20 protein-coding genes are annotated in these 18,686 nt (G+C 56.5%); 14 read left to right on the top strand and 6 right to left on the bottom strand.

Annotated elements, in window-relative coordinates:
- The first annotated feature begins 7 nt into the window (after positions 1-7).
- The gene (rsmJ, locus tag ACWHWP_RS22490) at positions 8-760 is read left to right on the top strand and encodes a 16S rRNA (guanine(1516)-N(2))-methyltransferase RsmJ (protein WP_063428571.1); all 753 of its coding nucleotides are present in this window, start codon (positions 8-10) and stop codon (positions 758-760) included.
- 97 nt (positions 761-857) lie between these two features.
- Here rsmJ and uspA read toward each other — a convergent pair whose 3' ends face one another.
- Positions 858-1,295, bottom strand: coding sequence for a universal stress protein UspA (gene uspA, locus ACWHWP_RS22485; protein WP_003861223.1), 438 nt, complete (start codon positions 1,293-1,295; stop codon positions 858-860).
- A 283-nt stretch (positions 1,296-1,578) separates the two neighbouring features.
- Between uspA and uspB the strand changes: the two genes are divergently transcribed.
- Positions 1,579-1,914 (top strand): universal stress protein UspB, encoded by a 336-nt coding sequence (gene uspB / locus ACWHWP_RS22480; protein ID WP_003861224.1) that lies wholly within the window; start codon positions 1,579-1,581, stop codon positions 1,912-1,914.
- Between the two features lie 54 nt (positions 1,915-1,968).
- Here uspB and pitA read toward each other — a convergent pair whose 3' ends face one another.
- Positions 1,969-3,468, bottom strand: coding sequence for an inorganic phosphate transporter PitA (pitA, locus tag ACWHWP_RS22475; protein WP_047345686.1), 1,500 nt, complete (start codon positions 3,466-3,468; stop codon positions 1,969-1,971).
- A gap of 228 nt (positions 3,469-3,696) precedes the next feature.
- On the opposite strand from pitA, the gene ACWHWP_RS22470 reads away from it, so the two are divergent.
- From ACWHWP_RS22470 to ACWHWP_RS22460, 3 genes are all read left to right on the top strand, one after another.
- Positions 3,697-4,890 carry an NAD(P)/FAD-dependent oxidoreductase gene (locus ACWHWP_RS22470; RefSeq protein ID WP_447856464.1) on the top strand — a complete coding sequence of 398 codons (1,194 nt, stop codon included), beginning with the start codon at positions 3,697-3,699 and terminating at the stop codon, positions 4,888-4,890.
- A 109-nt stretch (positions 4,891-4,999) separates the two neighbouring features.
- On the top strand, positions 5,000-5,398 hold the full coding sequence (locus tag ACWHWP_RS22465) for a potassium channel family protein (RefSeq protein ID WP_047345691.1): 399 nt from the start codon (positions 5,000-5,002) through the stop codon (positions 5,396-5,398).
- A gap of 169 nt (positions 5,399-5,567) precedes the next feature.
- Positions 5,568-6,593, top strand: a complete 1,026-nt coding sequence (locus ACWHWP_RS22460; protein ID WP_447856462.1) for a TerC/Alx family metal homeostasis membrane protein — start codon at positions 5,568-5,570, stop codon at positions 6,591-6,593.
- Between the two features lie 83 nt (positions 6,594-6,676).
- On the opposite strand, the gene ACWHWP_RS22455 is transcribed toward ACWHWP_RS22460, so the two are convergent.
- On the bottom strand, positions 6,677-7,336 hold the full coding sequence (locus ACWHWP_RS22455; protein WP_074164600.1) for an HAD family hydrolase: 660 nt from the start codon (positions 7,334-7,336) through the stop codon (positions 6,677-6,679).
- 320 nt (positions 7,337-7,656) lie between these two features.
- Here ACWHWP_RS22455 and ACWHWP_RS22450 point away from each other — a divergent pair, with 320 nt between their 5' ends.
- Entirely contained in the window at positions 7,657-8,103 is a 447-nt protein-coding gene (locus ACWHWP_RS22450; RefSeq protein ID WP_447856460.1) for an NlpC/P60 family protein, read from the top strand.
- Between the two features lie 4 nt (positions 8,104-8,107).
- On the opposite strand, the gene ACWHWP_RS22445 is transcribed toward ACWHWP_RS22450, so the two are convergent.
- Both ACWHWP_RS22445 and ACWHWP_RS22440 read right to left on the bottom strand, forming a co-directional pair.
- Positions 8,108-8,902, bottom strand: coding sequence for an SDR family NAD(P)-dependent oxidoreductase (locus ACWHWP_RS22445; protein ID WP_447856739.1), 795 nt, complete (start codon positions 8,900-8,902; stop codon positions 8,108-8,110).
- A gap of 32 nt (positions 8,903-8,934) precedes the next feature.
- Complete coding sequence (locus ACWHWP_RS22440; RefSeq protein ID WP_047345695.1) at positions 8,935-9,816, bottom strand: LysR family transcriptional regulator; 882 nt, start codon at positions 9,814-9,816, stop codon at positions 8,935-8,937.
- Positions 9,817-9,915: 99 nt separating this feature from the next.
- Here ACWHWP_RS22440 and ACWHWP_RS22435 point away from each other — a divergent pair, with 99 nt between their 5' ends.
- The 8 genes from ACWHWP_RS22435 (at position 9,916) to arnF (ending at position 18,121) form a co-directional block, all read left to right on the top strand.
- Positions 9,916-10,422, top strand: a complete 507-nt coding sequence (locus ACWHWP_RS22435) for a phenolic acid decarboxylase (protein WP_059311426.1) — start codon at positions 9,916-9,918, stop codon at positions 10,420-10,422.
- 323 nt (positions 10,423-10,745) lie between these two features.
- Positions 10,746-11,885 (top strand): UDP-4-amino-4-deoxy-L-arabinose aminotransferase, encoded by a 1,140-nt coding sequence (arnB, locus tag ACWHWP_RS22430; protein WP_447856457.1) that lies wholly within the window; start codon positions 10,746-10,748, stop codon positions 11,883-11,885.
- 1 nt (position 11,886) lies between these two features.
- A complete protein-coding gene (gene arnC, locus ACWHWP_RS22425; protein WP_059311425.1) occupies positions 11,887-12,870 on the top strand; it encodes an undecaprenyl-phosphate 4-deoxy-4-formamido-L-arabinose transferase in 984 nt (327 codons plus the stop codon).
- Complete coding sequence (gene arnA, locus ACWHWP_RS22420) at positions 12,867-14,849, top strand: bifunctional UDP-4-amino-4-deoxy-L-arabinose formyltransferase/UDP-glucuronic acid oxidase ArnA (RefSeq protein WP_447856455.1); 1,983 nt, start codon at positions 12,867-12,869, stop codon at positions 14,847-14,849. Before arnC ends, arnA begins: the two co-directional genes overlap by 4 nt.
- Complete coding sequence (arnD, locus tag ACWHWP_RS22415; RefSeq protein ID WP_047345700.1) at positions 14,846-15,748, top strand: 4-deoxy-4-formamido-L-arabinose-phosphoundecaprenol deformylase; 903 nt, start codon at positions 14,846-14,848, stop codon at positions 15,746-15,748. The genes arnA and arnD overlap by 4 nt, the downstream gene beginning before the upstream one ends.
- The gene (gene arnT / locus ACWHWP_RS22410) at positions 15,745-17,400 is read left to right on the top strand and encodes a lipid IV(A) 4-amino-4-deoxy-L-arabinosyltransferase (RefSeq protein WP_063958025.1); all 1,656 of its coding nucleotides are present in this window, start codon (positions 15,745-15,747) and stop codon (positions 17,398-17,400) included. Before arnD ends, arnT begins: the two co-directional genes overlap by 4 nt.
- Entirely contained in the window at positions 17,400-17,735 is a 336-nt protein-coding gene (gene arnE, locus ACWHWP_RS22405; protein WP_047345702.1) for a 4-amino-4-deoxy-L-arabinose-phosphoundecaprenol flippase subunit ArnE, read from the top strand. The genes arnT and arnE overlap by 1 nt, the downstream gene beginning before the upstream one ends.
- Positions 17,732-18,121, top strand: a complete 390-nt coding sequence (gene arnF, locus ACWHWP_RS22400) for a 4-amino-4-deoxy-L-arabinose-phosphoundecaprenol flippase subunit ArnF (RefSeq protein WP_447856453.1) — start codon at positions 17,732-17,734, stop codon at positions 18,119-18,121. The genes arnE and arnF overlap by 4 nt, the downstream gene beginning before the upstream one ends.
- On the opposite strand, the gene acpT is transcribed toward arnF, so the two are convergent.
- Entirely contained in the window at positions 18,069-18,686 is a 618-nt protein-coding gene (gene acpT / locus ACWHWP_RS22395) for a 4'-phosphopantetheinyl transferase AcpT (RefSeq protein ID WP_047345704.1), read from the bottom strand. The two genes, arnF and acpT, sit on opposite strands and share 53 nt — an antisense overlap.

Below are 18,686 nucleotides of genomic sequence, written 5' to 3'. Positions count from 1 at the left end.
TTGTTACGTGAAGATCTGCTTAGTAGATGAAACAGGCGCCGGAGACGGCGCCTTATCTGTTCTGGCGGCCCGCTGGGGGCTGGAGCACGATGAAGAAAACCCGATGGCGCTGGTGATGACTACAGCGCATCTCGAATTACGCAAGCGCGACGAACCGAAGCTCGGCGGGATTTTTGTCGATTTTGTCGGCGGCGCCATGGCGCACCGACGCAAGTTTGGCGGCGGTCGCGGTGAGGCTGTTGCCAAAGCGGTCGGCATCAAAGGGAGCTACCTCCCGGACGTGGTCGATGCCACGGCGGGGCTGGGGCGCGATGCGTTTGTGCTGGCGTCTGTCGGCTGCCGCGTGCGGATGCTGGAGCGCAACCCGGTGGTGGCTGCACTGCTCGATGATGGCCTGACCCGTGGCTACGCGGACCCGGAAATCGGCCCGTGGCTGGAGGAGCGGCTGCAGCTGATCCACGCCTCCAGCCTGACGGCGCTGACCGATATCACCCCGCGCCCGCAGGTTGTTTATCTCGACCCGATGTTCCCGCATAAGCAGAAAAGCGCGCTGGTGAAAAAAGAGATGCGGGTGTTTCAGTCGCTGGTGGGGCCGGATTTAGATGCAGACGGCCTGCTGGAGCCGGCTCGTCAGCTCGCGACGAAGCGGGTGGTGGTGAAGCGCCCTGACTATGCGCCGCCGCTGGCGGACGTTGCCACGACCAATGCGGTGACCACCAAAGGGCACCGGTTTGATATTTATTCGGGTACGCCGGAATAAAAAAAGCCGGGTGGAGGCTTCGCCTTACCCGGCCTACGTTCTCGATCTATTCCCTCTCCCTATGGGAGAGGGTTAGGGTGAGGGGCATTTAATGCACTTACTCGTCTTCTTCATCACGCAGTGGAACAATCAGCATATCCACGTGAACGGTGTTAATCAGCTGGCGCGCTGAAGACATCAGCTTGCTCCAGAAGTCCTGATGGTGACCGCAAACCACCAGATCCATATCGTATTTCTTAATCGCATCCACAAGTACCTGACCCAGGTCACCGCTGCCGCTCAGGGTTTCGGTGATAGGGTAACCCGCGTTGGTGGACAGCTCGCTCAGGGCGTGGTGCGTCTCTTCGGAGATGCGTTTCTGCATATCGCCAAGATTCACGTCGATCAGACCGGTATAGAGGTCGGAGTAATTCACATCAACGTGGATCAGCGAAACTTTCGCGTTGTAGGGGCGTGCCATGGATACCGCTTTATCAACCAGCACTTTGCTCTCCGGAGAGAGGTCTACCGCGATGAGAATGTGTTTGTAAGCCATAGTGTTACTCCTTCCTTAAGTTATCGATGACTAAATGCGAATGCCGTCGTCTGATACATTCATTACGGCCCAGTTAAACATATTTTTCAAGCTTTGGTGTTGATAACGATTAACCTTGTGGCAAAAAAATTAACGGATCTCCTACACTATTTAATGAGCCGTTCGGATATTAAAACGCGAACCGGATCGACTTTTAGTCATTCTTTCACTGAACTGTCTGTCAGGGCATTGGGGTGCGGTAGCTCAGGAGCCTTGCTTCATGGGCGGACGCCGGGGAGGATGTATGATTAGCACCGTCGCATTGTTTTGGGCGTTATGCGTAGTTTGCATAGTGAATATGGCGCGCTACTTCTCATCGTTACGTGCGCTGTTAGTGGTACTTCGTGGTTGCGATCCGTTGCTTTATCAGTATGTGGACGGTGGAGGTTTCTTCACCTCGCATGGACAGCCCAGCAAACAGATGCGCCTGGTGGGATACATCTACTACCAGCGCTACCGCGATCATCACGATGAAGAGTTTATCCGTCGTTGCGAGCGCCTGCGTCGTCAGTTCATTTTGACCAGCGCCCTGTGCGGGCTGGTCGTGGTCAGTATGATTGCATTGATGATTTGGCACTGAGTATAAAAAAAGCGGGTCAGTTTCCTGACCCGCTTTTTTGTCGCACTCAGCCGGTTAGATCAGCTTCAGCGAGATCCAGTACAAACCGCCAGAGAGCAGAATGGATGCCGGAAGGGTGAACACCCAGGCCATCAGAATGTTGGTCACGGTTTTGCGCTGCAGGCCGCCACCGTCAACAATCATGGTACCTGCCACGGACGAGGAGAGTACGTGGGTCGTTGAGACCGGCATACCGGTATAGCTTGCCAGACCGATAGACACCGCCGCCGTCATCTGCGCGGACATACCCTGCGCATAGGTCATGCCTTTCTTACCGATCTTCTCGCCGATGGTGGTCGCCACGCGACGCCAGCCAATCATCGTACCGATACCCAGCGCCAGCGCGACGGCCATGATGATCCAGATTGGCGCGTACTCAATGGTGTTGAGCATATCGCCTTTCAGTTTCTTCAGGAGACGCTGGTCGTCAGCATTCACGTCAGGCAGTTTCGCCACTTTATCCGTCACATCAGAGATGCACAGCATAATGCGACGCAGCTGGCCACGCTGCTCAACGGACAGTTTGTCATAGCTTTCGATATTGCCCAGCATGCCTTTCGCACGTTCCAGCGCGTTAATCGCGTTTGCCGGATGGCAGTGGAACTCGCCTGGTGCAGTCGTGGCACCCGCTTCCGGAGAAGGGATTAACTGGTCAACGCCGGTCGCCTTCTTCAGCAGTTCGGGATGCTGCTGGAAGTAGGTTTCGACGTTGTTCACCGCATCACGGGTACGGGTGATTTCGTAGCCAGAGGCATTCATGTTGACCACGAATCCTGCCGGTGCGACGCCAATCAGTACCAGCATCACCAGACCAATGCCTTTCTGACCATCGTTCGCGCCGTGTGAGAAAGCCACGCCGATAGCGGAAATGATCAGAGCAATACGCGTCCAGAATGGCGGCTTTTTCTTGCCGTCTTTCTTTTCACGCTCTGCTGGCGTCAGGTGAATACGGGAGCGTTTTTTGGTGTTGCTCCAGTAACGACGCAGGATGAAGATCAGCCCGCCAGCCACCACCAGACCCACAATAGGGGAGACGATGAGTGAGGCAAAGATCCCCAGTACTTTCGGGATATTTAACGCATCAACAACCGATGTACCGGTCATCAGGGCGTTTGTTAACCCGATACCGATAATCGCGCCGATGAGAGTGTGAGAACTGGATGCAGGCAGGCCGAAATACCAGGTACCGAGGTTCCAGATAATTGCAGCAAGCAGCATTGAGAACACCATAGCGAGGCCATGGCCAGAACTAACGTTAAGCAGCAGATCCGTTGGCAGCATATGCACGATGGCATACGCAACGCTCAGTCCGCCCAGGAGGACACCAAAAAAGTTAAATACCGCCGCCATAACAACCGCAAGTTGCGATCGCATTGCGCGGGTGTAAATAACCGTTGCTACTGCGTTTGCAGTGTCGTGGAAGCCGTTGATCGCTTCGTAAAACAGTACAAAAACCAGAGCAAGCAATAATAAAAGCCCGGTATGTAAATCCAGGCCGGCAAACAAATGTAGCATAGGACGTTACGCCATTTTGAGGACATGAACGCGGCGCATTATCCAGGACAAATGCACGGCGGGCAAAGTGAAATATAGACTTTTTTTGACATACCACCTGATTTGGGAAAAGTGCCTGAAAGGTTATTCTTTAAATTTCAATGGAATGGCTTTGTAATATCTTTTTACGCTGGTGTGACCACAGAGGAAACTTTACAATCCGAGGCAGTTAACAAAGAGGATTTTGACGTGGAAAGGTTTGATGCCGTGGTAATTGGCGCCGGTGCGGCGGGTATGTTTTGTGCGGCGATGGCCGGACAGGCGGGTCGTCGTGTGCTGTTGCTGGATAACGGTAAAAAGCCAGGTCGTAAGATCCTGATGTCCGGCGGCGGGCGCTGCAACTTTACTAACCTGTATGTTGAGCCCGCGGCCTATCTGAGCCAGAACCGTCATTTTTGCAAATCGGCGCTGGCGCGTTACACCCAGTGGGATTTTATCGATCTTGTCGGTAAGCACGGCATCGCGTGGCATGAGAAGACGCTGGGCCAGCTGTTCTGCGACGACTCCGCGCAGCAGATTGTCGATATGCTGGTGGCCGAGTGCGAAAAGGGCGGTGTGGTGATGCGCCTGCGCACGGAGGTGCTGGAGGTCACGCGCGACGAGCAGGGCTACACGCTGCAGCTCAACGGTGAAAGTGTCAGTGCCGATAACCTGGTGATCGCCAGCGGCGGACTTTCCATGCCGGGGCTGGGCGCTTCCCCGTTCGGCTATAAGATTGCCGAGCAGTTTGGCCTGAAGGTTCTGCCGACCCGCGCCGGTCTGGTGCCGTTTACGCTGCATAAACCGCTGCTCGAACAGCTCCAGACGCTTTCCGGGGTGTCTGTTCCGTCAGTCATTACCGCTGAAGACGGTACGGTGTTCCGCGAAAACCTGCTCTTTACCCATCGCGGCCTCTCCGGCCCGGCGGTACTGCAAATTTCCAGCTACTGGCAGCCGGGGGAGTTTGTCACGGTTAACCTGCTCCCCGATTGCGATCTGGACGCGTTCATCAACGAGCAGCGCGCGGCGCACCCTAATCAAAGCCTGAAAAACACGCTGGCAATGCAGTTGCCGAAACGTCTGGTGGAATGTTTACAGGCGCTGGGGCAGATCCCGGATGCGTCGCTCAAGCAGCTTAACAGCCGCGAGCAGGAGACGCTGGTCGAGACGCTGACAAACTGGCGCGTGCAGCCAAACGGCACCGAAGGCTACCGCACGGCGGAAGTGACGCTGGGTGGGGTGGATACGCATGAACTCTCTTCCCGCACCATGGAAGCCCGCAACGTGCCGGGGCTCTATTTTATTGGCGAAGTGATGGACGTTACCGGCTGGCTCGGCGGGTACAACTTCCAGTGGGCATGGGCAAGCGCCTGGGCCTGCGCACAGGCGCTGGCAGAGAAATAATCACGCAACGCAATTATTGCACCAACTTTTCCTCTCCACTCAACTAAGCTTCGACCAGGTGCCCCGCCGCGTTCGTGGGGCCATATCCCTTTTGGTCAGAGCACGCGTCATGCAGCTACTCAGTATTATTATTTTGCTTACCCTTACCGTGGTGATTCATTCGCTGTGGATGTTCGGGGTATTGAAATTCATTACGTTAGAAGTCGATTCTGCGGTTCGTATTGTTTTACGTAATGTCGGCATCGTTATCTCCATGATCTTCGCCCATCTTCTTGAGGCAGGGCTGTTTGCTGCGTTTTATTTTGTCATTGACGCGTTTAAGGACTGGAACACCAGTTTCTACTTTTCGCTGGTCAGTTACGCCACGGTGGGATACGGCGATGTCACGTTACCCCAACACTGGCGGCTTATCGGCGGGGTGGAAGGGCTGGTGGGCGCGTTGATGGTCGGCTGGTCTGTGGCGGTTCTGGTGGCGGTGCTGCAGCGTTTGCGCGGCATGAGCGCCTAAACGGCAGATGCGCGATCCCCGCCTGGTAAGGTAAAGTACACTCCTCTTTACGCAGCCGACAGGGCTGCGGCTTTGAGGGTGAAAAGGCTGATTAACAGTCCACCCTTTTCTGTTCCTGGTTTACGCCAGTTTGCATGGTGTTGTGTTTTGTCTGCCAAAAGGGTTTTGTATGTCTGCTGCTCATCTCGGTTTCCCGACTGAAACCGTTGTTGTCTTTGTCGTGATGGCCGTTGGGGCGATGTTTATCGACCTCTTTATGCATCGTCACGATAAACCGATCTCGCTGAAAAGCGCCGCGATGTGGTCCCTCTTTTGGGTCATGATGGCGATGGCGTTCGCCGGGTTCCTGTATGTTCACCACGGCGCAGAGATGGCGAGCCTGTTCCTCACCGGCTACGCGCTGGAAGAGGTGCTTTCCGTCGATAACCTGTTTGTGATGATGGCGATTTTTGCCTGGTTCGGCGTGCCGGATAAGTATCGCCACCGCGTGCTCTACTGGGGCGTGCTGGGTGCGATAGTGTTCCGCGGCATCTTTGTGGCGATTGGTACAAGCCTGTTGAGTCTGGGGCCTTACGTAGAAGTGATCTTCGCGCTGGTCGTCGGCTGGACGGCGGTGATGATGCTCAAACGCAACGAAGAGAGTGACGAAGTGGAAGACTACTCGAGCCATCTCGCTTATCGCCTGGTGAAACGCTTCTATCCTGTCTGGCCGAAAATCAGCAGCAATGCCTTTATTCTGACGCAGAAAGAGGTGGATGCGGAGCTCGAAAAACCGGAAAACCAGGACGTGACGGTGGGACGCGTTAAGAAGGCGAAGCGCTATGCGACGCCGCTGCTGCTTTGCGTGGCCGTCGTCGAGCTCTCTGATGTGATGTTCGCGTTTGACTCCGTACCGGCCATTATTGCCGTGAGCCGCGAGCCGCTGATTATCTACAGCGCCATGATGTTCGCCATTCTCGGCCTGCGTACGCTCTACTTTGTTCTGGAAGCGCTGAAGCAGTATCTGGTGCACCTCGAAAAAGCCGTCGTGCTGCTGCTGTTCTTCGTGGCGTTCAAGCTGGGATTAAATGCCACCGATCACTTCTGGCATCACGGTTACAACATTGGCGCCACGGCAAGCCTGTTTGTCGTGCTCGGCGTGCTGGCGCTGGGGATTATTGCGAGCGTGATGTTCCCGGGGAAACGTGAGGCTTGATGTACCGCCCGGTGGCGCTTCGCTTACCGGGCCTACGGTTCGAATGTAGGCCCGGTAAGGCGCAGCCGCCACCCGGCAAAAGGCTACTTGATGGGTGAATTCCGGCGCTTGCGCGGGTGATGGAAATGCCGCCAGTGTGGATCCTGCGCGGCTGCCAGCAGTTCGTGGTCGCCGCGGGTGTCGCCCCAGGCGCGCAGGTGATAGGCGTTCAGATCGCCATACACCTTTTCCAGTCTTGCCACTTTCTGGGCGCAGCGGCAGTTATTGCCCGTAATGCGCCCCGTCAGCTTGCCGTCTTTCACTTCCAGCTGCGTGCCAATCAGCTTAATGCCCAGCTTGTCGGCCCACGGCTGGAGCACCAGCGCCGGAGACGCGGAACAGATGGTCACTTCCGCACCGGAATTCACCTCTGCGGCGACGGCCATCACGCCCTCCGGACGCATTAGTTTGCTCCAGTATTTTTCGCAAAACGCCTCTGCCTGCTGGCGTAGCCAGTGTTCATCCACGCCCGTCAGGAACGTTTTAATCAGCACTTCCTTCAGCTCATCGCGCGTCAGCTTGCGACGCACGCAGTGGAGCGTGGGCAGCGCCATACGCACCAGACGACCCGCGAAGTAACGTTTACCAAAGGCAAAACGCAGGAAAGGAATAAAGCTGTCGTGGTGGGTTAATGTCCCGTCAAAGTCAAAGACAGAGAGCACGTTGGATTTCGCCACCGTCTCGTCGGCAATCATGTTGGTCATAAATACGTCTTAGCTGAAATACACATTCTGTGGATCAGTTTACCTGCTTTACCTGGACAGTCCTTACATCACAACCATTTTTTTCTCGATCTTGCGATCTCAACGTGAGTCCATTTTTGGTCCCGATAAAGATTGGTGAAGAAATGAACTGTCTATATTATCGCCACATCGCAAGATATTTAGAGGGCCCATTGTCCCTCACAGGTAAGGATAAATTCACTCACAGACTCTCTTTTGATATGACGTTCAGATCGCTTATTTCAATCCTCACGTTAAGTTTTGCTTCGTTCTCTGCATTAAGTTTTCAACTGCCTGCGTCGATGTTATCGATGAACAGCGAGCTGGCGGTATCCCCGGCGAAGACTGCGCTGGTGCACCAGGAAATGGGGCCGCTACGCTCCCGAATTCTTGACCAATACCAGAAATGGAAGGGAACCCAGTACCAGTGGGGCGGAACCACGCAACGTGGGGTGGACTGTTCCGCCCTCATGCAGCATCTGTTCAGCGATGCTGCGCACCTTGATTTACCGCGCACGACGAGCGAGCAAATCCATCGCGGTGTGCAGGTGGCACAATACCGCCTGAGGCCCGGAGACCTGGTCTTCTTCCAGACCGGTCCGCACCGCAAGCACGTCGGCGTTTATATTGGTGATAGCCAGTTTATTCAAGCCTCAAGCAGCCAGGGCGTAACGGTTTCAACCCTGACTGACAGCTACTGGCAGGAACACTTCATCACCGCCCGCCGCATAGCAGGCGCTGCAGCCTGACGGATCAGATGATGTCATCCACGACGCCGCCATCGACGCGCAACGCCGCGCCCGAGGTGGCGGAGGCCTGGGTCGAACAGACATAAATCACCATATTGGCCACCTCTTCAACCGTAGCCGCGCGCTGGATAACCGAGCTGGGGCGGTTGGCCATCACAAACTCTTTCGCCAGCTGCTCCAGCGATTTGCCGGTTTTTTCGATTTCATCCTTCATCATTTCCGCGAAACCGTCAGACATCGTTGGCCCCGGCAATACGCTGTTGACCGTCACCCCGCTTCCCGCCACGAACTTCGCCAGCCCGCGCGCCAGCGAGAGCTGCGCCGTTTTGGTCACCCCGTAGTGGATCATATCCGCCGGGATATTGCAGGCCGACTCGGAGGAAATAAACACCACGCGTCCCCAGCCTTTCTGCACCATGCCCGGCAGCAGGGCGCGGGAGAGGCGCACGCCGGACATGACGTTGGTCTGCCAGTAACGTTCCCAGGTTTCATCGTCGGTGGCATAGAAATCCTGCGGGCCGTAAATCCCGGCGTTGTTGACCAGGATATCGACATTATTCGCAACCTTCAGAAGCGACTCGACCCCTTCGGCCGTGCTGAGATCGGCAATCGCGGCACGCACCTGCACGCCGGGCACCACCTGCTGGAGCTGTTGAATGCCCTTATTCACCGATTCCGTGCTGCGGCCATTGACGATCACTTCCGCACCGCTCTCTGCCAGACCTCTGGCAATGGCGAAGCCGATCCCGCTGGTTGAGGCGGTTACCAGCGCCACTTTTCCCGCAAAGTCGATTTTCATCATCTGCTCCTTATCGTTTTAACGCTCGGACCTTAAAGCGTAGCAGGTGAGGATGAGGGCTCCTGGCTAAAAAGCCGCAACAGCGCCTCTACCTGCTCATCCAGCGGGGCGAGGGAGCGCTTAACGATGAGGTGAAGCGGCGTTGCCCTGCGCGCGCCGTGGCTCAGCGGCAGCCGCTTCAGCACGCCTTGATCCAGCAGGGTCTGGATGCGTTCCTCCGGCAGCCAGCCATACCCGACCTGAGAGACAACGGCTTCAATGGCGGCATCGATGGTGGAAAACGTCCACGACTCGCCGGCCGCGCGCGCGGCCGTCTGGTTGTCCGCAATTTGGATGAGCGGCCACGGGCGCAGCATGTCGTCGTTAAGCGGCGCGTCGAGCTGAAAGAGGGGATGCTGGTGATGCGCCACGGCAACAAAGTCGATATTCATCAGCCATTCGCCGAGGCCGGTCACGTCCTGGCGGCGGGTTAAGACCATCACATCGGCTTCGTCATTAATGGCATCGGCGCGGGACGTTTCCAGCACTTCGGTGAGACGCACCTGGGTTTGCGGATACCGCTGCTGGAACTGACGCAGAATGGCAAACAGGCGTCGACGCGGGAAAACCGTGTCTACCACCAGATCCAGCCGCGTGCGCATCCCGTTGCGAAGGGTCCCGGCGCGCGTCTCGACGTATGAAAACGCCTTCAGCAGCGGTTTAACCTGGTTGAGAAGGAGCTCCCCGGCGGGCGTTAATACTGCTCGTCGCCCCTCCGGTACCAGCAGCGCCACGCCGAGCCGCTCCTGCAGCAGCGACAGGTTATAGCTGACCGAGGACTGGCTGCGGTGGGTCTCTTCCGCGGCTTTGGCGAAGCTGCCCGCCTCCACCACTTTCGCCAGTAAAGACCATTGTTCGAGAGTCGTCTTATGCATGATTTATCTAAAATTTGGATGGATTTGATTAAAACATAGCGTTATTCATTCATTTTTTGAAGGGGTACGATCGTCTCATCAAAACAAAGGAGACATTTTATGAACACCTTCGACAAACACGACTTAAGCGGCTTTATTGGTAAACACCTTGTTTATACCTACGATAACGGCTGGAATTACGAGATTTATGTAAAAAATGAGACCACGCTTGATTACCGTATTCACAGCGGTCTTGTGGCCAACCGTTGGGTGAAAGATCAGCAGGCTTACATCGTGCGGGTAGGGGAAAGCATCTATAAAATTTCCTGGACCGAGCCAACCGGTACCGACGTCAGCCTGATCGTGAACCTGGGCGACAAACTGTTCCACGGCACCATCTTCTTCCCGCGTTGGGTCATGAACAACCCGGAAAAAACAGTCTGCTTCCAGAACGACCACATTCCGCTGATGAACAGCTATCGCGATGCAGGCCCCGCGTATCCAACTGAGGTCATTGATGAATTTGCAACAATCACCTTTGTACGCGACTGCGGTGCAAATAATGAAAGCGTCATCGCCTGCGCGGCCAGCGAGTTACCAAAAAACTTTCCAGATAACTTAAAATAAGCGCGACAATTAACTAAAAAGAAAAGTTCCCGGCTATTCCATACTATTTTGGAATAGCCGGGATTTTTTTTGTTTGTTTATGGTTGGTTTAAATCAATTCATTTCAAAATGTTGCAGATGATCACATTAAAAAAAATTCATATTTATTTAACTTGTTGTTTTTAAACTATCTGCTAGTTGTTTTATAACGTTGTAAATGTTGTCTTAATTTTTTCCTAAGAAAAGAAAGCTACTTTGAGACGAGTTTATGGTTCGTTGAAATAAACGGGCTGGCATTTGGTTAATATCAAAAACGTGCCATTTTTATTGCAAGGAAATTAATAATGAGTGATTTTCTGCCTTTTTCGCGACCGTCGATGGGCGCTGAGGAAATTGCGGCCATTCAGGACGTTTTGATGTCGGGCTGGATCACTACAGGGCCTAAGAATCAGGAACTTGAAGAGGCATTCTGTCAACTTACCGGGAATCAACACGCGATTGCTGTCTGTTCAGCCACCGCGGGAATGCACGTTACGCTGATGGCGCTGGATATTGGCCCGGGCGATGAAGTCATTACCCCCTCGCAAACCTGGGTCTCCACGCTAAATATGATCGTTTTGCTGGGCGCAACGCCGGTCATGATTGATGTGGATAAAGATACGTTGATGGTGACGCCACAAGCCGTTGAAGCCGCTATTTCTCCACGTACCAAAGTCATTATTCCCGTTCATTACGCCGGCGCGCCGTGTGAAATTGACGCTATCCATGCCATTGGTGAACGTCACGGTATTCCGGTAATTGAAGATGCGGCCCATGCCGCCGGAACGTATTACAAGAACCGCCATGTGGGCTGGAAAGGGACGGCGATTTTCTCCTTCCACGCCATTAAAAATATGACCTGCGCAGAAGGCGGCTTAGTGGTTACGGATAATGCCGAGCTTGCTGCGCGGATCCGCAGTCTGAAATTCCACGGTCTGGGCGTGGATGCCTATGACCGCCAGACGCACGGTCGTGCGCCGCAGGCGGAAGTGATCGCGCCGGGCTATAAATACAACCTGGCGGATATCAATGCCGCGCTGGCGCTGGTGCAGTTGGGCAAACTGAAAGAGGCCAACAAGCGCCGCCAGGACATTGCTGAACGCTACCTGCGAGAGCTTGCCGATACTCCGTTCCAGCCGCTGACTATTCCGTCATGGCCGCACGTTCACGCCTGGCACCTGTTTATTATTCGCGTTGATGAAGCGCGCTGCGGAATTTCCCGCGACAGCCTGATGGCGGCCCTGAAAGAGAAAGGCATCGGCACCGGCCTCCATTTCCGCGCGGCCCACACGCAAAAATACTACCGCGAGCGTTTTCCTGATGTATCGCTCCCGAATTCTGAATGGAATAGCGCGCGTATTTGTTCTCTCCCTCTTTTCCCGGATATGACTCATGACGACACAACCCGCGTCATTACCGCACTCCATCAGCTTGCAGGACATTGATATGTTCAGTGCACCGCCCGTACAAAAAGTTTCCGTGGTCATCCCGGTTTATAACGAGCAGGAGAGCCTGCCCGAACTGATCCGCCGCACAACGGCCGCCTGCGACACGATGGGCAAGGCTTACGAAATTCTGCTGGTGGATGACGGCAGCAGCGATAATTCCGCGCTGATGCTGACCGAAGCCGCACAGGCCGAAGGCAGCCATATTGTTGCGGTGCTGCTCAACCGTAACTACGGCCAGCACTCGGCGATTATGGCGGGGTTTAGCCACGTCACGGGCGATTTGGTCATCACTCTGGACGCTGACCTGCAAAACCCGCCGGAAGAGATCCCGCGCCTGGTTGCCAAAGCCGATGAAGGCTACGACGTGGTCGGCACGGTGCGTCAAAACCGTCAGGACAGTCTGTTCCGTAAGCTGGCTTCGCGGACCATCAACCGTCTTATTCAGCGCACAACCGGTAAAGCGATGGGCGATTACGGCTGCATGCTGCGCGCCTACCGCCGCCATATTATCGACGCCATGCTTCACTGCCATGAACGCAGCACCTTTATTCCGATCCTCGCCAACACCTTTGCCCGTAAGGCAACGGAAATTCCGGTTCTGCACGCCGAGCGCGAGCACGGGGAGTCGAAGTACAGCTTTATGCGTCTCATCAACCTGATGTATGACCTCATCACCTGCCTGACCACCACGCCGCTGCGTCTGCTGAGTGTTTTCGGCAGCATCATCGCCGTGGCCGGGTTTGCGCTGTCCGTTCTGCTGGTCGTGCTGCGACTGGTCTTTGGCCCGCAGTGGGCGGCGGAAGGGGTCTTTATGCTGTTTGCCGTGCTGTTTATGTTCATCGGCGCCCAGTTTGTCGGGATGGGGCTCCTCGGTGAATACATTGGCCGAATTTATAACGATGTTCGCGCGCGTCCGCGCTACTTTATTCAACGTGTTGTCCGTCAGGAACACAAAGCATCTCAAGAGGAAATTCACCCATGAAAGCTGTCGTATTTGCGTATCACGATATGGGGTGCACGGGCACGCTGGCCCTGCTGGAAGCGGGCTATGATATTGCTGCAATCTTTACCCATCCGGACGCGGCCGGAGAAAATAACTTTTTCGGCTCCGTGGCGCGTATCGCCGCCGAGCGTGGGATTCCGGTTTATGCGCCGGACGACGTCAACCACCCGCTGTGGGTGGAGCGCATCCGCGCGCTCGCGCCGGATATGATCTTCTCGTTCTACTATCGCAACCTGCTTTCCGACGAGATCTTAGGTCTGGCTGCAAAAGGGGCCTTTAATCTTCATGGCTCTCTGCTGCCTGCCTACCGTGGCCGCGCCCCGCTGAACTGGGTGCTGGTAAACGGTGAAGCGGAAACGGGCGTGACGCTGCACCGCATGGTGCGCCGCGCGGATGCGGGCGCTATCGTGGCACAGCAGAAGGTCGCTATTGATGCAGACGAAACCGCGCTGCAGCTGCATCAAAAGCTGAATGCGACGGCGCAGACGCTGCTGCGTGATGCGCTTCCCTCCATCCTCAGCGGCACCTTCAGCGAAGCCGCGCAGGATGAGAGCAAGGCAAGCTGCTTTGGCCGCCGCACGCCGGAAGATGGCCGTCTGGACTGGAACAAGCCGGCTCGCCAGCTGCACAACCTGGTGCGTGCCGTGACCGATCCGTGGCCAGGCGCGTACAGCTTCGCGGGCGTCAGCAAATTTATCGTCTGGAAATCTCGCGTGCGTGATGACATCCCGGCCGCTAAACCGGGCACCGTCGTCTCTGTCTCTCCGCTGATTGTGAGCTGCGGCGAACAGGCGCTGGAGATCGTCACCGGGCAAACCGACAACGGCCTGTACGTTCAGGGTACCCAGCTGGCGCAGTCTCTGGGTCTGGTAGCAGGGGCGCTGATCACCAGCGCGCCGGTGGTTGCTATCAAACGCCGCACCCGCGTGCTGATCCTCGGCGTGAACGGCTTTATCGGTAACCATCTGACCGAACGCCTGCTCAAAGACGATAACTATGAAATCTATGGCCTGGATATCGGCGCGGATGCCATCAGCCGTTTCCTCGACAACCCGCGTTTCCACTTCGTGGAAGGGGATATCAGCATCCACTCTGAATGGATCGAGTACCACATTAAAAAATGTGACGTGGTGCTGCCGCTGGTCGCCATTGCGACGCCAATCGAGTACACCCGTAACCCGCTGCGCGTGTTCGAGCTGGACTTCGAAGAGAACCTGAAGATCATTCGCGACTGCGTGAAATACGACAAGCGCATCATCTTCCCGTCCACCTCTGAAGTGTACGGCATGTGTACCGATAAAAACTTCGATGAAGACACCTCCAACCTGGTGGTCGGGCCGATCAACAAACAGCGCTGGATTTACTCGGTTTCCAAGCAGCTGCTGGACCGCGTGATTTGGGCCTACGGCGAGAAAGAAGGGCTGCGCTTTACCCTGTTCCGTCCGTTCAACTGGATGGGCCCTCGTCTGGATAACCTGAACGCGGCGCGTATCGGTAGCTCCCGCGCCATCACCCAGCTGATCCTGAACCTGGTAGAAGGCTCTCCTATTAAGCTTATCGAAGGCGGTAAGCAGAAACGCTGCTTTACGGATATCAGCGATGGTATCGAAGCCCTGTTCCGCATCATCGAAAACAAAGATAACCGCTGCAACGGTGAAATCATCAACATCGGTAACCCGGAAAACGAAGCGAGCATTCGCGAGCTGGCAGAGATGCTGCTGGCCAGCTTTGAGCGCCATCCGCTGCGCGATAAGTTCCCGCCGTTTGCCGGTTTCCGCGAAGTGGAAAGCAGCAGCTACTACGGCAAAGGATATCAGGACGTTGAGCACCGTAAGCCAAGCATTCGCAATGCGAAGCGCTGCCTGAACTGGACGCCGACGGTGAAGATGGAGCAGACCATCGATGAAACGCTCGATTTCTTCCTGCGCACCGTGGAGCTCTCGGATCAGGCCTCATGAGAAAAGTCGGTTTACGCATTGATGTCGATACCTTCAGGGGAACGCGTGACGGCGTACCCAAACTGCTGGAACTGCTGAGCAAGCACGGTGTGCGTTCCAGCATTTTCTTCAGCGTGGGGCCTGACAACATGGGACGCCATTTATGGCGTCTGGTTAAACCGGCGTTTCTGTTCAAAATGCTGCGCTCGCGCGCAGCATCCCTCTACGGCTGGGATATTTTGCTGGCCGGCACCGCATGGCCCGGCAGGCGCATCGGCGCGGGTAATGAGGCCGTTATCCGAGAGGCGGCGCAGCACCACGAGATTGGCCTGCATGCCTGGGATCACCATGCCTGGCAGGCCTGGGCTGGCGTCTGGGACATCCCGCGCCTGTCCCGTGAGGTCGAGCGCGGGATGCTGGAGCTGGAGGCCATTACCGGCCAGCCCGTGCGCTGCTCCGCCGTGGCAGGATGGCGTGCGGATCAACGCGTCGTGAAAGCCAAAGAAGCATTCGCGTTTCGCTACAACAGCGATTGTCGTGGAACCGGGCCCTTTTTGCCGCTTTTAGGGGACAATCGCTACGGTACGGTGCAAATTCCGGTCACGCTTCCTACCTGGGATGAAGTCGTCGGGCGCGAGGTGAACGCTGAGGGTTTCAATCGCTATATTCTGGACTGCATCCATCGTGACGCCGGTACGCCGGTCTATACCATCCATGCAGAGGTGGAAGGAATTGCGTATCAGCACGATTTCGATGCGCTGCTGACGATGGCCGCTCAGGAGGGCATTGAATTCTGCCCGTTGAGCGAGCTGCTGCCAGACGACCTCAGCACCCTGCCCGTGGGCAAGGTGGTACGTAATGAACTGGCTGGTCGGGAAGGCTGGCTTGGCTATCAACAAACCGTGAGTTCGGCCCCATGAAAACAGCCCGTTATGGCTTAGCGCTTCTCGCACTGTTTATCGTTTACTACCTTATTCCCGTCGATATCCGCCTGCTGTGGCAGCCTGATGAAACGCGCTATGCGGAAATCAGTCGCGAAATGCTGGCATCCGGAGACTGGGTGGTCCCGCATTTTATGGGGCTGCGTTACTTTGAAAAACCGATTGCCGGCTACTGGATCAACAGTATCGGGCAACTCCTGTTTGGCCATACGAACCTTGCCGTGCGCGCCGGGTCCATATTCTCGACCGGGTTAACGGCGCTGCTGGTTATCTGGATGGCCTGGCGTCTCTGGCGGGATAAGCGGACGGCCATTTTCTCCGGCCTTATCTTCCTGACCCTGTTCCTGGTGTATGGCATTGGGACCTATGCGGTGCTGGATCCCATCATCACCCTGTGGCTGGTGGCGGCGATGTGCAGCTTCTGGCTGGCCTCACAGGCCCAAACCGTTGCCGGAAAAGCGGGTGGCTATGTGCTGCTTGGGCTGGCGTGCGGGATGGGGGTGATGACCAAAGGCTTCCTGGCGCTGGCGGTACCGGTGATTGGCGTGCTGCCATGGGTGATTGCCCAGAAGCGCTGGAAAGAGGTGCTGATATTTGGCTGGCTTGCGATCCTGAGCTGCGTGCTGATTGTCCTGCCGTGGGCGCTGGCCATTGCGCAGCGTGAGCCTGACTTCTGGCGTTACTTCTTCTGGGTTGAGCATATTCAGCGTTTTGCCCAGAGCGACGCGCAGCATAAAGCTCCGTTCTGGTATTACCTGCCGTTCCTGATTGCGGGCAGCCTGCCGTGGCTGGCGCTGCTGCCCGGCGCGTTTCGTCTCGGCTGGAATGACAGGCAAAACGCCGGTGGCGGGTTCTACCTGCTGGGGTGGGTGGTGATGCCGCTGCTGTTCTTCAGCATCGCCAAAGGCAAGCTGCCGACCTATATCCTGCCGTGCTTTGCCCCGCTGGCTATCCTGATGGCACGCTATGCCTGCCTTGCGGCGGAAAAAGGCGCCAGAGCGTTGCGCATTAACGGCGGAATTAACCTGGCGTTTGGCGTCATCGGCGTGATAGCGGCGCTGGTGGTCTCGCCGTGGGGGCTGTCTAAGCACCCGGTCTGGACGTCGGTGGAACTGTATAAAGTCTTCTGTGCGGTGGTGGCGTTCCTCATCTGGGCCGCGGTAGGCTGGTTTACGTTCAGGCAGAGCCAGCAGCGCTGGTGGCTGGCTGCCTTGTGTCCTGCGGGCCTGGCGCTGCTGATAGGCTTTGCCATTCCTAACCTGGTGGTGGATTCCAAACAGCCGCAGTCGCTTGTCGATACCGTGCGCGAGCCGCTTCAGGACAGCCGATTTGTGCTGGCCAATAACGTTGGCCTGGCCGCTGGTCTGGCGTGGGAGCTGAAGCGTAGTGACATCACGCTGTTTGGTCAGAGTGGCGAACTGCGCTACGGGCTGGATTATCCCGACGTGAAAGATCGTTTTGTCGGTAAAGATGACTTCGCGCAGTGGCTGGCGGAGCATCGTCAGCAGGGACGCGTATCGCTGGTTATCCTGCTGTCAAAACGCGATGACCTTTCGCGGGCGAATCTGCCTGAACCGGACAGCCTGTATATCCAGGGTCGTCTGGCCTACCTGCAGTATCTGCCGAAGTGATGACCTGGATCTGGCTGATACTGGCAAGCCTGCTGAGCTGCGCGGGGCAGCTGTGCCAGAAGCAAGCCACCCGTCCGGCGAAAGCCGGGCGGCGTGGCGCGCATATCGCGCTGTGGCTTGGACTCGCACTGCTGGCGCTGGGCAGCGGGATGCTGGTCTGGCTGGTGGTGCTGCAACGCCTGCCCGTTGGCATAGCCTACCCTATGCTGAGCCTCAATTTTGTCTGGGTGACGCTGGCGGCGAAAGCATTCTGGCGTGAGAACGTCGCGCCGCATCACTGGCTGGGGGTTGGGTTTATCATCATTGGGATTATTGTGCTGGGAGGGAGTCTGTGAAAGGAGCGTTCTGGGCGTTATGCAGCGTGCTGTTAGTCAGCGCCGCGCAGCTGCTGCTGCGAAGCGCCATGCAGGCTCTGCCGTCCGTAAACGATATCCCGGGGTTTATCTCTGCACTGTGGCACTTCTCGTCCGGAACCGGCGCGCTGCTGCTGGGGTTGATAGGGTACGTGGCCTCGATGGGCTGCTGGTATCTGGCGCTGCATCGAATGGCGCTCAGCAAAGCGTACGCCCTGCTGAGCCTCAGTTATATTCTGGTGTGGGGCGCCGCGATCCTGCTGCCAGGCTGGGGGGAGCGCTTCTCCTGGCACGGGCTGGTGGGCGTCGGGTTTATTATTCTGGGTGTGCTGGTGATTTTTCTGCCCCGAACGTCCCAAAGTGAATAATCGACTCGGTGGTCAGGGTATAAGGGGTCGACGTACAGACCGCCAGGCTCAGCGAGCCTACCTGTAACTGGCTGACCGCGTGTGTCTGCGCCGTGCTGTCAATGCTGACAATCTGCCAGGCACTGCCGCCACGCTGTTTCACAATCGCCTCTTTCCGCGTCCAGATCCGCCAGAACGCGGAAAGCTGTTCCTCCGGGGCGGCTCGCTCCAGCTCATCGTGCTCTGTCATGCTGAAGACGGCATTGGCCAGCGCCTGCCAGTTTTGCCGGGGCCGAATCACTTCAATATCGCAACCGACTTCGCCTTCATCGCTCATCAGTAAGGCGATATCGTCACCGCTGTGGCTCAGGTTAAACCACAGCGGATCCCCCTTCGCAAAGGCCGGTTTTCCTTGCTCGCCGTAGATGATGTCGGGGAGCGGGAGAGGGGATAACGTTCTGGCGAGCAGCGTCCTGCCTGCCAGCCAGGAGGCACGTCGGGCACCCTGAGGTGCTCTGTCTGCGAGCGTTGACGCCAGCGGGTCCGCGCAAAGGGTGGAGATTTTTCCCAGTACAAACTGGTACAT

It is taken from the genome of Enterobacter sp. WI-ESBL-E8 (genome assembly GCF_053364895.1).
The sequence above is the reverse complement of the archived record's forward strand: the minus strand, read 5'-3'. Positions and strand labels throughout refer to the sequence as shown.